This is a genomic window from Clostridioides sp. ZZV14-6009, assembly GCF_020658095.1.
GTDB lineage: Bacteria > Bacillota > Clostridia > Peptostreptococcales > Peptostreptococcaceae > Clostridioides.
Genome location: NZ_JAGWDG010000007.1, coordinates 14,032 through 31,442, shown reverse-complemented (window position 1 = coordinate 31,442; position 17,411 = coordinate 14,032). Strand labels below are relative to the sequence as shown.

The following is a 17,411-nucleotide window of genomic DNA, read 5'->3' as shown; positions in this document are numbered from 1 at the left end:
ACACTTAAATTTCTACTTTATGAGTTTTAGATTTCTCAAATATTTTTTTATCATCGTATTCAAATAAGACTATGTTTTCTTCTTCTCTTATTTCTGTATTTATATTATTTTTTAAATCCACAATATTAAATTTAAACGGTTCAAAATGAACATATTTTATTATATGTTTTGCTGGTTTATCAACAAAATTAGGTAGATATGTTGATAAGTTATCATTATCTTGTAAAAATACATGACATCTATTCTTAAAGTCATCCACATCTAACTTATTAAAAAACTGTGGTATATTTGATGTCTTACCTAGCGAAATATAGTCATATTTTAATATATCATTAAATACATCATTGTCTATATTTATTTTTTCATTATAGAAATCCAGTAATATTTTGTATAATTGATTTTTCCCCTGTGCCAAGTCAAAATACCCATTTTCATCAAAGTACTTAGCAAAAGTTTCAAAAAATTTAAAAGGACTTTGTTTGTAAAATCTGCCTATAATATATCTCATGGACAACACAAAGTTTTTAGAATTGTAGTATCTCTCAAGTATATCTTCTATATCCTTTAATTTCAATGTTTCTTCATAGCTTATATAATTATTGTATAAAAACTCATATGGAGCATAATCCTTATATTTAAATCCATGCTCATCTGCTACCTTTCTCATACCTGTACCCTTAATCATCTTTAAGAAGCCTAATTGTAAGTGTTCTATCCCTAGATTAAATACATCATTAAATGAGTTCTCAAAGCTTTCATAATCCTCATAAGGAAGTCCTGCAATTAAGTCTAAGTGCTGATGTATATTTCTATAAGATGCTACTGTCTGCACAACATGAGATAACTTTTTAAAATCATCTCTTCTTCCTACTGCATCAAGTGTTTTTTCATTTGTTGACTGTACTCCTATTTCAAACTGGAAAAGCCCTTCTTTACAGTCAGCCAAAAACTCAATCATCTTGTCATCTATCAAATATGCTGTAACTTCAAAATGATAGGTTGTATATCCATTATCATTTTTCATAAGAAAATCCATAATTTCCATAGCCACTTTTTTATTTGCATTAAAAGTTCTATCAATAAATTTAATTTGTGAGACTCTTGCATCTATTAAAGCTTTTAAATCCCTTTTTATTCTATCTAAGCTGAAATATCTCAGACCAGGAATGGTAGAAGATAAGCAGTATTGACAATTAAACGGACAACCTCTTGACGACTCATAATATACTATTCTATTTTCATATTCCTTTGGATTTAAATTTTCATAAGGACTAGGAATCTCGTCCAAATTTTGAAGAAGTTCCATAGGTTTATTTGCTATTATCTCGCTTCCTTGTCTATATACCAATCCGTCTACATTTTTTATTTCTTTCTTTCCTTTAAGACGAAGCACTAAATCTCTAAAAATTAATTCTCCTTCTCCATAAAGTATATAATCTACAAAATCGTATTTTTTCATTGCCTCATAGCTATCATAACTCACTTCTGGACCGCCCAAAGCTATTTTAGTATTTGGTCTAATTTTTTTTAGATTGTCACAAAGTTTAACTATATCTCCTATATTCCAGATATATGTTGAGAATAAAATTATATCATATTCATTTTTGTATATATCTTTTAAAATATAATCTAAGTCATTGTTTATCGTATATTCTTTCATGTCAACTTCTATTAAATCCCTTACAAATTCTTTTAGGTATCTTATAGCTAAATTTGTATGAATAAACTTAGAATTCAACGTTGTTAATAAAATTTTCAAATATTTCTCACCTCTTTTTAATATTATACTGCTTTTTGTACCCCTTATAGGTTAAAATAGTATATGTAAAGTCTATATAACATTTATATAATTAGATTATTAATTTCAAGTAATATGAGGAAAGGAAGTTTTTTATGGAATTAATTGAAAAAGTATCTATCAACTCTTTATCAAAAAGAGATTTACTGCTTATTATAAAGTCTCTTGAATACACTAATGAAAATACCCAAATTAGTGATTTTATCGACCTTAGAAATAATATAGTAAAAGAATTATGTTTCTTAACTGACACTAAAGAAAAAGATTTTTTGGATTACTTAGAAAAAAACAGTAATCTCTAGTAACCTAAACCTTTTTAAACTTTAATATATAAATACCTGATTTAGAATTTATCTTTATGCTTAATATATTATCACTAAAGGTTTTCGACATAACTGTTATTTGATTAAATATGGGGTCTATTGTAGTATCGCCTTCTTCAAGGCTTATAAGACCACTTGGGTCTATTTTTTTATTATACATTTTAACCCCAATTTTATATTTTCTCAACTTAACAACATATTCTGACATAGAAAAAATAAAATCTATATTATCTTCGTTTAATTCAGTCTCTTCACCTAAAATAGATAATATAGATTTTTTCATGCTTTTAATTCCTTGATTTTCTACATTTCTGTCTTCTATATAAATATCATATAAAATATTTAAAACACTTGGTAGAATACTTTCTTCATCATAATCTTCATATTTTAAATCAATATATTTATCAATTAATTGTATTGTGCTTATCCTTGCCATCTGAAACTTTACAATATCAGACTTGTCTAATTGTATAGAAAAACCTATTATCTTGTCTTTAATATTTTGTAGTAATTCGACATATTCAATTTTACTGTTATTTATAAGATTGTGCATGATAGAATTATACGCTACAGAACTTAATAAATAATCAAATAAAGATTCTTCTTTTTTAAAGTAACTCACATATTTTTTTATTAGTTTAACAACCTCATCTTCACTTTTTTGAATATTAGTATTTGATAAAATTAATGGTAATAAAATATTTAAAAAATTGACATTACCTATTTTTTCTCCATAAAATCTAAAGTAAATAAGTTCATCTTTCAATCTCTTTTCGTCTATATATACACATCTTTGAGTTTTATCATCTATTAAGGATTTTGTATTTATTATAATTAAATCTTTAAGAGCCTTACTTCCATTATTAAAAGAAGATGTGTAGACTTTTTTTATTAATACGTCATTCATAAATATATCCTTTCTCAAAAACTTAATTTAAATATCCTGCTATTAAAAAAAAAGAGACAGCCCGTTAAGAAGCTGTCATATATAGGGGGATAGTAGTGTACAAAAATCATTGTAATCTACTATCTATATATTATTATACGATACTACTTTTTTATATGTAAAGCATCAGTTTTCGACATCCCTATATTCTACAGTTATACAAATTGCGTACTAAGTTCAATTTTATTCTTTTTATTTCAACATTTTATTGTGTTACATTCTTTCTGGAGCGTGCATTCCCAACAGTTTCAGAGAATTTTCTAAAGTTTGCTTTGTAGCTAGCACCAAGGCAAGTCTCGATTTTCTAATCTCTAAATTTTCCACTAAAATTGGATTGTCATGATAAAATTTATTGAACGCTTGAGCTAAATCTAGCATAAATCTTGTAACTATGTGTGGCTCATTCTTCTTTAGAGCAAGTAAAATATTTTTATTAAATGATTCTATAACTCTAAGAACTTCTGCACTATCTTCGTCAGCCAATAGACTATAATCTATATCAGAAGTGATTTTTTCTTCTGCTTTTCTTAAAACTGCACAGCATCTAGCATGTGTATATTGAACATATGGTCCAGTCTCTCCATCAAAGCTCAATGTTCTTTCCCATGAGAAAGTATAGTCTTTTATTCTACTATTAGATAGTTCTTGGAATACTACAGCCCCAACACCTACTTGTTTAGATATTTCATCTACATTTTTAGCATCTGGATTTTTAGCTAGTATAATATCCTTAGTTTTATCTATAGCTTGATTTAATGCATCTTCTAAAAATACAACTCTTCCTTTTCTAGTTGACATAGTCCCTTCTTCAAGAGCTACCATACCAAATCCAACATGCACCAAGTCTTTTGCCCATTCATATCCCATAAGCTCAATTACTTTAAACCATTGTTGGAAATGTAGGTTTTGTTGAGAACCAACTACATATATACACTTATCAAAATCATAAGTTTCTTTTCTATATATTGCAGCAGCTAAATCTCTTGTCATATATAGTGTTGAACCATCATTCTTGGTAATAAGTGCTGGTGGCATCTTATATTCTTCTAAATCAACGATTCTTGCACCTTTAGACTCTTGTAAAAGATTTTTTTCTTCTAATAATTCTATCACTCTATCCATCTTATCAGAATAGAAACTTTCACCTGCTAGAGAATCAAATTCTATATCTAAAAGTTTATATACTCTACTAAATTCTTTTAGACTTTCATCTCTAAACCACTGCCATAATTCTTTTGCTTCTTCATCACCATTTTCTAATTTAGTAAACCATGCTCTTGCTTCATCTTCCATTTCTGGATGTTGTTCAGCTTCCTCGTGGAATCTTACATATAATTTCAATAATTCTGGGATTGGATTAGATTCTACTACTTCCTTTTCTCCCCACTTTTTAAAGGCCACTATTAACTTACCAAATTGAGTTCCATAGTCACCTAAATGATTTATTCTTATAGTTTTGTATCCTTGTGATTCATATATCTTATATAGAGCATTACCTATTACTGTAGTTCTTATATGCCCTATATGGAAAGGTTTTGCTATATTTGGAGAAGAGTATTCAACTATTACAGTTTTATCTTTTCCAAAATCGCTACAACCATAATTTTCTTTTTCATCTAATACTTTTTTGATTACAGTTTCTGCTAATTGAGATTTGTTTACAAAAAAATTCACATATCCGCCTAGTTGTATTACTTTTGTTATCTCTCCACTAGCTTCTATACTTTCTGCTAATTCACTTGCTATCATGTTTGGAGCTTTTCTAAATACTTTAGCTAGTTTAAAGCATGGAAAAGCATAGTCACCCATGTCCTTGTTTGGTGGAACTTCTATAAGTGCCTCTATCTCTTCTATCGACAATTCTTCTATTTTCTCTTTAAGGCAATTTGATATTGCTACCTTGAAATCTTGCATCTTGTTGCTCCTCTCTACATTGTTCCTGGTTTATATTGTGCTTATCTCTTTATGTTAAATCAAATTCCGTGTTTTTTCAAGTATTTCATTACATGGCAAAACACTTTAATAATTATGTTTTCTGTATCTATTAAAAATACTATAATTACAGTTTTTATCCATACCATTATTGACTTTCTATAAGTCTTTTTCACTCTTAACTTTTATTCCTTCTTCTTCTAGTAACTTTGCTGTAATACCTTTCCCTGGTATTTTTTTACCTGAAAAACTACCATCATACACTAGATTACATCCACAAGAGGGGCTACCCTCTTTTAGTATTGCTTCGCTACATACATATAACTTTGCTATTTTTAGAGTTTCTTCAGCACCTCTTACAAAGTTTTCTGTTACATCTTTATAATCTTCTTTTGTGATTACTTTCCCATCAACTATCTCAGCAGGTGGTCTTGGTGTAGATAGACCACCTAACTGTTCTGGACATACAAGGATAAAGTCTTTACCTTTTAGGTATTCTTTTACTTCTTTATTTTCATTATTATCGCCACTATATTTACAATTTATTCCTATTAAACATGCAGATACTAATATCATAAAAATGTGCTCCTATACAAATTATTTTAGTTTAACAATTGTTACTCCTGCTCCACCTTCTCCATACTGGCCACCTCTTTGTGATTTTACATGTCTATTTTTTCTTAAAATATCTTGTAGTCCTGCTTTTAGCACTCCTGTACCAATTCCATGTATTACTGTTACAGATTCTAGCCCTGCTACATATGCATCATCTAGATATTTTTCAACTTCCATTATAGCTTCTTCTAAATTTAAACCTCTAAGGTCAACTTCACTTTTTATATTTCCAGATTTTGCCCTTATGATATTTCTTGTTGATTTAGTAACATTTTTTGAAACATCCTTGTGAGATTTTTGTAACGATTTAAAAGGTAGAGTCATCTTCATTATACCAATTTGCACTACTGCTTCTTTTCTCTTTTTGTCTACAGAAACCACACTACCATTTTGATTTAAAGTTATTACTTTAACTTCTTCTCCTGGTTTTAGGTCTTTTATTTCTTTACTTGAAACCTTTGGAACTATCATACTTTTTACTGTTGGTTGAAGACTTCCCATAGAACTAGTCAATTCTTTTCTAAGTTCTTCTATTTTACGATTTTTTTCTTTAGAAGCTCTTTCTTGTTCTAAACTTCTAAGTTCCTTTATTATAAGGTCTACTTCTTCCTTAGCTTGTCTTGTTATTGAAAATGCTTCTGATTTAGCCTTTTCAATCATCTTATCTCTTTGAGTAACTAATTTTTCAAGTTTTTCGTCGTATTCTACTTTTAGTCTTTCTATCTCTTCCTTCAGTCTTTCAGCTTCTTCTCTATCTTCAATAGCTTTGATTCTATTCTTTTCAACATTTTGTAATACATCTTCTAAAGCTATGTTATCTGTATTTATATATTCTTTGGCACGTGAAATTACATAGTCACTAAGTCCAAGCTTTCTGGAAATCTCAAACGCATTTGATTTTCCAGGAACACCTATAAGTAACTTATATGTTGGACTTAAAGTTTCTATATCAAATTCAACTGCTGCGTTTTCTACACCAGATTTAGTAAGAGCATAATTTTTAAGCTCACTATAGTGAGTAGTTGCTATACATTTCGCTCCTACAGAGTTTATATCTTCTAATACTGCTATTGCAAGTGCAGCTCCCTCAACAGGGTCTGTTCCTGCTCCTAATTCGTCAAATATAACTAAAGAGTCTGCTGTTACGTTTTTTAGTATTGATACTATATTTGTCATGTGAGATGAAAATGTAGATAAACTTTGCTCAATACTTTGTTCATCTCCTATATCTGCAAATACATTATCATACACACACATACTACTTCCATAATCAGCAGGTATGTGAAGTCCACTTTGTGTCATAAGCGCAAATAAGCCTACAGTTTTTATTGTAACTGTTTTACCACCTGTATTTGGACCTGTTATTACCAATGTGTGGAAGTCTCTTCCTAAATAAATAGTATTTGCCACTACTTTTTTCTTATCTAATAGTGGATGTCTTCCATTTTTTATATTTAAATATTTATCCTCATTTAATGTAGGTTCTATACCTCTCATTTGTATAGAAAGTTTTCCTTTTGAAAATGCAAAGTCTAATCTTCCGAGTATCTCTTGATTGGAAATCAAATCTTCACTTACTTCTCCAACCATTGCAGAAAGTTCTGATAAAATTCTCTCTATCTCTTCTTGCTCTCCTAATTTTAGCTGTCTTAACTCATTGTTCATCTCTACTATAGTCATTGGCTCTATAAAAAGTGTCGCACCAGAAGATGACTGGTCATGTACTATACCAGCTACTTGCGACCTATATTCAGATTTTACAGGTACTACAAATCTATCACCTCTTAGAGAAATTATGGCATCTTGTAAGTATTTTTGATAAGTAGTTGAACTTATTATTGAATTTAATTTAGACCTAATGGATTGATTTTTTTGAGCTATTCTTCTTCTGATATCTCTAAGTGTACTTGAAGCATTGTCAGATATTTCTACTTCACTTATTATCGCATTGTATATCTGGTCTTCTATATCTTTATATACATATAGAGAATTTGATAGAGATTGTATTATTGGATAATTAAAATCTTCTTCATCACTGCTAGACAGACTATTTTTTAATCTTCTAGCTACTCTTAAAGTATCCGCTATCATAATTAAACTTCCTGGGTCAAGAGATGCACCTATATAGGCTCTTTTAACCTTATCTTCTATATCATGAATACCATCCAAACCTACTGAACCTCTCTTTATAATAATTGATTGAGCTTCACTAGTTTCTTCTAGCATGGACTTTACTTCTACAAAATCAGTATTTGGAACTAAACTTTCTATATATTTTAGACCTAAAGAAGATGAGGCTTTCTTCTTTAATAAATCTATTATTTTATTGTATTCTAGAACTCTTAACGATTTCTCATTCATTTTTCTATATTCACCATCCTCAATATTTTAACTTTTTTCTTTAATATCTAAAATGTATGCTTTCCAAGCATTTTCAATAAAAACTGCAAGTTTTATTTCTTTTTTATTTCTAAATTTATTATATTTTTTCTCTTTTAGATATATTTTAAACATATTTTGTATTATACTATGTATGTAGCTATCTATATATTATACATAAACATGCTTTATTTGTAATATAATCTGTTAAAAAATCTTCTTTAATATTTTTTAAAGGAGTTTATTTTAGCTTATTTTATAAAAATAGCTACTTATATAGATAAATTAAGGAGGAACACAAGTCATGGGAAACGTATTAGAAGGATTAAAGCCAGAAAATGTTTTTAAAAACTTTGAGAAAATATCTCAAATTCCTAGAGGTTCTGGAAACGAGAAAGGCATAAGTGATTATTTACTTAGCTTTGGTAAAAATTTAGGGCTTGAAACTATCCAAGATGAAAGTTTAAACATAATAATAAGAAAGCCTGCTACAAAAGGATATGAAAATTGTCCAGGAGTAGTTCTTCAAGGACATATGGATATGGTTTGTGAAAAAGAAAAGAATGTTGAACATGATTTTCTTAAAGACCCTATAAAATTAAGAATTAATGGTGATATGATATACGCTACTGGAACTACTCTTGGAGCTGACAATGGTATCGCTGTTGCTATGGGTATGGCTATATTAGAAGATAATACTTTAGAGCATCCAGCATTAGAAGTTTTAGTTACTGTTAATGAAGAAGATGGTATGAACGGTGCTGATGCATTAGACCCAAGCTTAATCAAAGGTCAATATATCTTAAACATGGACTCCGAGGAAGAAGGATACCTGTTAGTTAGTTGTGCTGGTGGTAAAACTTGTGTTGTTAGTCTACCTGTTGAGTACAAAGAAGTTGGAGCTGACAAACAAGCTTTATTAGTTGAAGTTACTGGATTATTAGGTGGACATTCTGGTATGGAAATTGTTTTACAAAGAGCAAATGCTAACAAAGCAATAGCTAGAGTATTAAGCGTACTAGATGTTGATTACGAATTGGTTTCAGTTGATGGTGGTACTAAGCATAATGCTATACCTCGTGAAGCTAAGTGTGTAATAGCCGTTGATAAAGCTGATGTTGAATCTGCTAAAAAACAAATAAATGATATTTTAACTGCATTTAAACATGAGTTTACTACTTCTGACCCTGATATGGCTTATTCAGTAGTTGAAACTTCTGCAACTAAAGCTCTTACTAAAGACTGCAAAGAAAAAGTTATTCAAATGTCAAGCTTAACTCCTCACGGTGTTCAATCTGTAAGTCTTGATATAGAAGGGCTAGTTGAAAGTTCTACTAACTTCGCTATAATTGAAACTAAAGAATCTACTATTGAATTCTTAACTTCTGTTAGAAGTTCTGTTATGTCTATTAGAGATGAGATAGCTGATAGAATAAGACTTTTAGCTCAAGCTTTAGGTGCTAACTATGGTCTTACATCTCAATATCCAGCTTGGGAATTTAAAAAAGGTTCTAAATTAGAAAAAATATGTAGTGAAACTTACGAGAAATTAACTGGTAAAGTTCCTACTGTTATGGCTCTACATGCTGGTCTTGAGTGTGGATTATTACTTGATAAACTTCCTCATGCTGAAGCTATCTCTATAGGACCAGATATGTTTGATGTTCATACTCCAAAAGAACACGTTAGTATACCTTCTATTGCTAATGTTTGGGATTATGTTATTGAAATATTAAAATCTATGAACCAATATTAAGACTAAGTTTTAAGAGATTTTAATTCTAAGTAAATCTATATAAAATTAACCCTGTAAATTAAGACTAATGTTAGCATCAAGTTTAATTTTAGCATTAATTTATAGAAATAAAGCCTAATGATGATAATAACATACATCATTAGGCTTTATTATTTTCACTTTAAAAAGATTTATTATATACTTTCTATTTAGAAATTTATTATATTTTTATACTTCATCTTATATAAATTAACACTTCTATTTTATTTACAATTATACAAAACTCGTTCAATTATATCTTATTTCTAATTTCTATAGTAAATCTTTCTAAAAATTATACTTCTACTATTTTAAATTTATTTCTTCCTTGCTTCTTAGAATCATAAAGAGCATCGTCTGCCATTTTGTATAATTCATCATATTTCTGTCCATATTTTGTTATCGCTACACCCATACTTATAGATACACTTTTTCCATTTGGTAACTTTATAAGGTGAATCTGTTCATATACATAATTACATTTAGCGACAAGTTCTTCCTTATTTATTATATCTCTAATGTAGATACTAAATTCGTCTCCACCCAAGCGACCTACAATATCATCTTTTTCAAAACTTCTTTCAAGCATTTTTGCAACATCAATTAATACTTCATCTCCAACTAAATGTCCATAATTGTCATTAATAGACTTAAAATAATCGATATCTAAAATTAGCAAAGCTCCGTTTTTGTTAGGAGATAAAGTCGATAAACTTTCTGCTGTTAACTTTCTAATATATGCTGCATTAAAAATATTTGTTAAACCATCTTTTTGAGCCTTATCCAGTAACCTATCCTTTTCCTCTTTTTCAGAATCAATATTAGATATTTTTCCAATTACATACACTGGTACATTTTTTTCATTATAAATTATTTTTGAAGTAATCCTAATCCAGTGACAATTACCATCAGAGCAGAGAGAATACATTTCAGTAGTCCCATTTTCCTGTGATTTGATTACATCAGAAAACTTTTTATTATATTCTATTTCAATTTCACTCATAGTACTATTATCACTCTTACTTATACCATAATAAGTACTAATTCCTTTCCCTTTCATAGAAACTATCAATTTATCTTGTCTATAATCATATTCAAAAAAGTATTCACTTGCCATTTCATACACTTCAGAGTGCTTTTTAAGTTCCAAAGAGATTTTCTGATTCATACTTTTACGTGTATGCAAGCTCCATGCCATACCTCCAATAATACAAAGTAATAAACTAGCAACTATTAAAACAGTTTCAATTGGATTTTGTTGCATAATATAAAGCAGTGAAAAATCTTGTCTATATGTAGTATTTTGATAAATAATTGATTGCATCTTTTCTGATGGAATACTTATAATAGCTTTATTAAATATACCCAATAATTCCTGCTTACTTGGTTTAACTATACCAAAGCAAATACTCTGTGGCTCATAAGTCTGTGGAACTAAACGTACATTTTTGTACTTAGGTTGATTCATATAGTACTGTATAGAATAGCCTTCTCCATAAGTATAATCTACATCTCCCTTGTTGACGGCTTCTATACACTCTTCCAAAGTATCATACCATACAACATCTCCCTTAAAATAATTATCATAAATGATACCTTTAGGTAGAGCTAGACGTTTTCCATCCAAACTATTCTCATTTAATTTATTGTTAATCATCATAATGTATTGAGTAGAAACGAATGACCGAGACATAGTTACATTGTGTTTACGAGAATTTTCATAATCATAAATCATTCCTGCTACAATATCAATTTCATGATTTTCAGTCATTTTGTCCAAATCTTTTTGGGACTTTGCAGGTACCAGTTCAAATTTCAGTCCAGTTTTGTCAGATATATGATTCAATAAATCTATTGATATCCCTTTTAATTCGCCTGTTTTTTCATCTATGTTTTGAAATGGTGGCTTATTTAAAAGTACCCCAACTTTTAATGTATCTATATCTTTAATATATGTAGTTTCATCATCAGACAAAAGCATCTTATTATTTTCTGGTGTAAAATATTTTTCATATAGAGTAGTTGAAAAATATGGGTCTGTCTGTTCAATATTGTTAATTGCTGAGTTGAGCCTTTGAGTTAGGTCTGTATTACCTTTAGGTGTAATAAAATAGAATGGTTTTGGTGAGAATTTAGCTATAGTACGCACACCTTCTATTGGACTCATACTCACATTAAGCAGTGCATCTGCCTTACCATTCTTTAGTACTTGTAACTGTTCTTCTTGTGACTTACAATATACTAATTTAGGTGATATTAAATTCATCTTGCAATATTCATTTAATTCTTTAAGCCTAGTATTAGAATTCTCTATTACAGCAATACGAATTTCTTTCATAGATTCTAAACTTATACTATCAATAGCTGTATTTTCATATAATACTTGCAATACTGTATTTACTACTCCATAACTATTACCTGCATAATTATACAATTTTTCCATCTGCTCATTGTATAACATGCCTCCCATTATATCAATCTCACCTTTTTCTAGCATTTTCATTAGTTTTGTAAGAATTTCATTTTCATCTCCAGATACTTGAACAAATTCATAATTCCATCCAGTATATTGCGCAATTTCCAACAAATATTCATATGTATATCCAGAGTATTTACCTTGCTTATCTAGTTCAGTTAGACCTTTTTGAATAGGATAAGCAACCCGAATAGTACGACTATCACTACCTAAAGCATTAACATTAAAAGGAAATATGCCAGAAGTGAATATAGACGCAATTACAATAATTAATAAAAGTAATTTTTTTGAATTCACTATACACTCCTCCATATAATTAAGATTTACAGTGCAAATAATTAAGATTTACAGTGCAAATTACTATATAAATTTTTAGATATGAAAAAATAGATTAGCATATAAAAGGATATAAAAATTTACTTAAAAATTTAAATATCCTTTTATATACAATATATCTAAATTATAACTGATTTATTTGATTATTACAATAAATTTGCTATATTAAATATATACATTCTCTCGTATTAATCGCTAGTATATAATACATTTTAAGTTCTATCTTATTTCAAATTTAGCACTATTTCTATTTACAGTTCTCTTATATTTTACACTTGGGTATCCCAATATAAATGAAGTTATAACTGCTTCATTATCATTCATTCCCAATAATTCCTTTAACTTTGGCTCTACATTTGATGCCATAACGAAAAATCCATTGTAACACATTCCTAATCCTTGAGAATAAGCCATAAGCTCCATATTAGATGCAGCTAATCCACCATCTACATATACACTTCCTCCTAAAGAAGTGTCACCAACAACTACCATAAGTAATGGTGCATCATAAAATAGAGAATCATATCCTTCTTCTTTATATCTTTTGTACATTCTCTTAAATGTATTTTTATACATAGAACGTACAGGGTCTTCATCATCAGTGTTTAATGCCAAGTTATAAAGCCCTTCTATTGCTAATTCTTTTACTTCTTTTAGTTTTTCTTTTACTAATATGTATCTTATAGGTTGTCTATTTCCACCTGTTGGTGTGTATCTTCCTGCTTCTACTATATTTTTTATTTTTTCTTCTTCTACCTCTATGTCTTTATAGCTTCTTATACTTCTTCTAAATTTGATGAAGTTTAGTAATTTTTCAGGCTCTAAATCAAATTTTTCATGATTGAATTCTAATACTTCATTTTTATCAAATCCCTGCATTTCTATTGCATCTGTTGGACATATCGCCATACAGTGACCACAGTTAATACAGAGAATATTTTTCACCTTTGCTTTATCTTCTTTAACTCTTATTGCATTTACAAGGCAGTCTGACTCACACATGCCACATCCTACACATTTGTCTAAATTTATGTCTATCATTCCAGCTTATTCCTCCATTTTAAAATTTTCACTCTAGTATAAATCAAATAGTTGTCTAAGTCAATTTTTATTTTTTTAACAATATACAAGCTTTAATTTTTTAATTAATCTAAGAAATTTACACTGTAATCTTTCAATTTGCCATTATCATATATTATCTTTGCACTAAAAATTTTGCCTGTTTTAGCCCAATCTAAAAATAACCTGTCACCTTCCCACATATTTAAGTCAAATATTTTATCATTATCAACCCAAAGTAATTTGCCTTCTTTACAATCATCTAAATCTTTGCTAGATAAAGTTCCTTCAAATTCATCTGAAAAATACAAAAACATATACCAATCTTCTTCATCTTTAAATTTTGGAAAAGTTATCAATCCTTTATATGTTAATGACTTAATAGTAAGACCTGTTTCTTCTTTAACTTCTCTGATTATACATTCTTCAGGTGTTTCTCCCTGCTCAAACTTTCCACCAACACCTACATATTTACCTTCATGTACATCATCTTTCTTCTTATTTCTATACAACATTAAAGTCTTACCATCTTTTTCTATATAACAAATAGTCGTAAGTTTCATATAATTCGCCTTACTTTCTCTTTTCTATTTTTCATTTACTCATTTTCATTGTTTTCAAGTACATCACTAATATTCTTCATTGCATTAAGAGAAAGCTCAGCAAATTCATCAAATGGAATACCTATATCTTCTATACTTCTCATCGCATCTCTATTTACATTTGAAGCAAATCTTGTTTCTTTCATTCTTTTAATTACAGATTTTGTCTTTACACTTGTAAGTTTTTTATCTGGATAAACTAAAGCTATTGCAGTTATAAATCCAGTTATAGGGTCTGCTGCATATATAGCTTTTTCCATTAGGCTAGTTCTTGTAACTCCCATACCATCATGATGACCAAGTATTGCTCTATACATTTCTTCATCACCAAAATTTTCTTTTTTAAGAAGTTCTACAGTCGTTGTTGCATGACCTTCACAGATTTCTCCTGGCTTTCTTCCAACTATATCTGAATCCAAATCATGTAAAAGACCTGCAACTGCCCATTTTTCTTCTTTTTCTGGCTCTAGTCTTTTGGCTAAATCTTTCATAACTGCTTCAACTGCATAGCAATGTTTTCTCATTCTATCAGTTTCTAAATACTTAAATAAAATCTCTAAAGCTTCTTCTCTCATTTTCAGAAATCCCCCTGTTTTTTCATATATATGATATTTTTTTATATTAATATACATAAATTCAAGTTTTTTTATATATTTATGTATATTTTTCATGTTATATCTATTCTACACCTTTATAGTAGTGTCCTGCAACTGTTCCAATTTCGTCCAATTGCTTATATAAATTAGTAGCTTTTTCTCCAAGTTTATAATTATTGTTTAAAACCTCAATATGGGCTTCAATAACTTTTTTTACCATTTCACTATTTTCCACTGTAAAATCTATTCTAAATATATCTACTCCAATTTCATCTAATTCATAAAGATTGTCCAACATACAAGTGACCTTTGAATTGTAAATAGTGCTTCTACAGAATATATCTTGTGTTATCCTATAACTTGCATCTGTAAAATCTCTCAGAGCATAACTGCTCTCCTTACATTTAGCTACTCTCTTATCTTTTTTACAATCTCTAACAACAACCCCCATAGGACAGTATTCTGTGACCATCATAGGCGTATATCCATATATCACTGCTTCAATTTCTGCATCTGTATATTTTAACGTTTGTTCAATCTCACTTAAATTTAACTCTTGTGATAAACAAACCGTACTTGCTCCTACATCCCTAAAGTGATTTATACTTTCACTATTAAAAGTATTCAAATAGCAATCTATATTTAGATTTTTATCTTTAAAATAATCCATAGAACCCCAATTGCCAACTTGAATTTTATTAAGCCCTTTTATGTTATCTAATACTTCAAACTGTTTGTATTCTCTATTTCTAATAATTCTTGGTGCTGAATAGATTAATCTATCTTCAAGACTAGGTGTTTCTTCACTTGAAGCCATTTCCAAAGCTTCAGATAACGTGTTTATATCTTCATAATAAATTAAATCTACATTATATTTTAGTACTGCTTCTAATTGCTCTAAATTCTTAACTTTAACTCTAAGTTTAGGAGTTGTATTAAATTCTTTATGTCGATTTATTTTAATTGGTCTGTATTTTAATTTGCTTTCCTTAAATTTTCTATCTTTTATCTTTATTCTTTCTTCATCCAAAAGCTCAATACAATCTCTTCTCATTTGATTTAATATACTTATAGGCATACTTACACCTTCATCTAAATCAATTTCTATATTTTTTAATTTATAAGGCGTATTTCCAAGTTTTTGAATCTGTGTTTCGATTTTTTCTTCACTTAAAGCAACCTTTATAGCTTTTTCAGCTACCTTTTCACCCTCTACAACTGCTTTATTACCACAAAAATCACTTATAGAAAGTACTGGTTTTTCACCCAATTTAATACTTACTTTTGCACTTATGTTAGTTTTTATAAGTTCTTTATCTTGCTGGAATGTAGACTGTACTTTGTCCATTAATTCACTGTCTGAAGTCTTGAATATAAGTTGATTTCTCTTTGCTTCCCCAATAAAGTCTAATTCGATTAAATCTCCTTTGTGTGCTATTGTAGTTATCTCTCCATCTTTTATAATTCTTCCAATAGTCCCTCCACCTAAGTTGATTCCATCCCCTTTTTTAAGGGTATTCTCTAGTATCACTCTAAGTCTCTTTGTTTTTCTATTATGGTCTAAAACTTTTCCAACATATAGACCTTGATTGTTAGGTCTATCAGAATTCATTATATCCTTACCAACTTCACCTAATATATATCCTTTAGTAAACTTTCTATTGAAGATAGTATACAAATTATTTATTATTTCCTCAGAAATATTTATTTTATTCCTACTTATAAACTCATTAATCGCTTCTCTATACCCTGAAACTACAGTAGCTACATATTCTGGCTTTTTCATTCTTCCTTCAATTTTTAGAGATAATACTCCTGCTTCGATTATTTTATCTAAATCTTCTATAGTACTTAAATCTCTAGGACTTAATAAATACTCTCCATTACTATTTACTACTTCACCTGTATTTATATCTATTAACTCATATTTTTGTCTACATGGTTGTGCACATCTACCTCTGTTTCCAGACCTGTTTCCTATCATACTACTCATAAGACATTGACCTGAATAACATACACATAAAGCCCCATGCACAAATACTTCTATATCTACAGTTGTATTTTCACAAATCCATTTTATCTCATCAACATTTAATTCTCTTGCCAAGACCACTCTATCAAATCCTACACTTTGAAGGTATTTTACATCCTCTAATGAATGAGCTACCATCTGAGTACTTGCATGTAATTCAAAATCAGGTAGTAATTTTTTTATAAGCCTTGCCATACCTATATCTTGAACTATTAATGCATCAATATCTATATCATATAAAAATTTTACATACTCGACAAAATCATCTATCTCATACTGTTTTATCAATGTATTTACAGTGACAAATACTTGTACTCCTCTTATATGACAATATTTAACAGCTTCAATCAGTTCATTTCTATCAAAGTTATTTGCAGATGCTCTAGCACTAAAGTCTTTTCCACCTAAGTACACAGCATTTGCTCCATTTTGTACTGCTGCTTTCAGTGAATCAAAAGAGCCAACTGGTGCAAGTAATTCTATTTTTTTCATATTTTTCTCCTCTATTTATACTTATTAGGTTAATATAATTATATCTATAAC

12 protein-coding genes are annotated in these 17,411 nt (G+C 29.0%); 2 read left to right on the top strand and 10 right to left on the bottom strand.

The genetic code is table 11. From position 1 onward, the window contains the following. Positions 1–4: 4 nt before the first annotated feature. Positions 5–1,759, bottom strand: a complete 1,755-nt coding sequence (locus KGF36_RS10835) for a B12-binding domain-containing radical SAM protein (protein ID WP_227854702.1) — start codon at positions 1,757–1,759, stop codon at positions 5–7. A 134-nt stretch (positions 1,760–1,893) separates the two neighbouring features. Between KGF36_RS10835 and KGF36_RS10830 the strand changes: the two genes are divergently transcribed. Continuing rightward, positions 1,894–2,100 (top strand): hypothetical protein, encoded by a 207-nt coding sequence (locus KGF36_RS10830; RefSeq protein WP_227433457.1) that lies wholly within the window; start codon positions 1,894–1,896, stop codon positions 2,098–2,100. Positions 2,101–2,104: 4 nt separating this feature from the next. On the opposite strand, the gene KGF36_RS10825 is transcribed toward KGF36_RS10830, so the two are convergent. The 4 genes from KGF36_RS10825 to KGF36_RS10810 form a co-directional block, all read right to left on the bottom strand. Beyond that, positions 2,105–3,028, bottom strand: a complete 924-nt coding sequence (locus KGF36_RS10825; RefSeq protein ID WP_227842776.1) for a hypothetical protein — start codon at positions 3,026–3,028, stop codon at positions 2,105–2,107. Positions 3,029–3,280: 252 nt separating this feature from the next. After that, positions 3,281–4,981 (bottom strand): arginine--tRNA ligase, encoded by a 1,701-nt coding sequence (gene argS / locus KGF36_RS10820; RefSeq protein WP_227829461.1) that lies wholly within the window; start codon positions 4,979–4,981, stop codon positions 3,281–3,283. A 177-nt stretch (positions 4,982–5,158) separates the two neighbouring features. Beyond that, positions 5,159–5,575 carry a DUF523 domain-containing protein gene (locus KGF36_RS10815; protein WP_227829460.1) on the bottom strand — a complete coding sequence of 139 codons (417 nt, stop codon included), beginning with the start codon at positions 5,573–5,575 and terminating at the stop codon, positions 5,159–5,161. Between the two features lie 21 nt (positions 5,576–5,596). Then, positions 5,597–7,975, bottom strand: a complete 2,379-nt coding sequence (locus KGF36_RS10810) for an endonuclease MutS2 (protein WP_227829459.1) — start codon at positions 7,973–7,975, stop codon at positions 5,597–5,599. 322 nt (positions 7,976–8,297) lie between these two features. Between KGF36_RS10810 and KGF36_RS10805 the strand changes: the two genes are divergently transcribed. Then, positions 8,298–9,749 carry an aminoacyl-histidine dipeptidase gene (locus KGF36_RS10805; protein ID WP_227829458.1) on the top strand — a complete coding sequence of 484 codons (1,452 nt, stop codon included), beginning with the start codon at positions 8,298–8,300 and terminating at the stop codon, positions 9,747–9,749. A gap of 313 nt (positions 9,750–10,062) precedes the next feature. Here KGF36_RS10805 and KGF36_RS10800 read toward each other — a convergent pair whose 3' ends face one another. The 5 genes from KGF36_RS10800 to KGF36_RS10780 form a co-directional block, all read right to left on the bottom strand. Then, positions 10,063–12,555 carry a diguanylate cyclase domain-containing protein gene (locus KGF36_RS10800; RefSeq protein ID WP_255287810.1) on the bottom strand — a complete coding sequence of 831 codons (2,493 nt, stop codon included), beginning with the start codon at positions 12,553–12,555 and terminating at the stop codon, positions 10,063–10,065. Between the two features lie 243 nt (positions 12,556–12,798). Beyond that, the gene (locus tag KGF36_RS10795) at positions 12,799–13,620 is read right to left on the bottom strand and encodes a nitroreductase family protein (protein ID WP_227842774.1); all 822 of its coding nucleotides are present in this window, start codon (positions 13,618–13,620) and stop codon (positions 12,799–12,801) included. Positions 13,621–13,724: 104 nt separating this feature from the next. Continuing rightward, positions 13,725–14,201 carry an NUDIX hydrolase gene (locus KGF36_RS10790; protein WP_227850451.1) on the bottom strand — a complete coding sequence of 159 codons (477 nt, stop codon included), beginning with the start codon at positions 14,199–14,201 and terminating at the stop codon, positions 13,725–13,727. Between the two features lie 35 nt (positions 14,202–14,236). Beyond that, complete coding sequence (locus tag KGF36_RS10785; protein WP_227829454.1) at positions 14,237–14,815, bottom strand: HD domain-containing protein; 579 nt, start codon at positions 14,813–14,815, stop codon at positions 14,237–14,239. 103 nt (positions 14,816–14,918) lie between these two features. After that, positions 14,919–17,360: a U32 family peptidase gene (locus KGF36_RS10780; protein WP_227850450.1), complete on the bottom strand. Its 2,442-nt coding sequence runs from the start codon at positions 17,358–17,360 to the stop codon at positions 14,919–14,921. Positions 17,361–17,411: the final 51 nt, after the last annotated feature.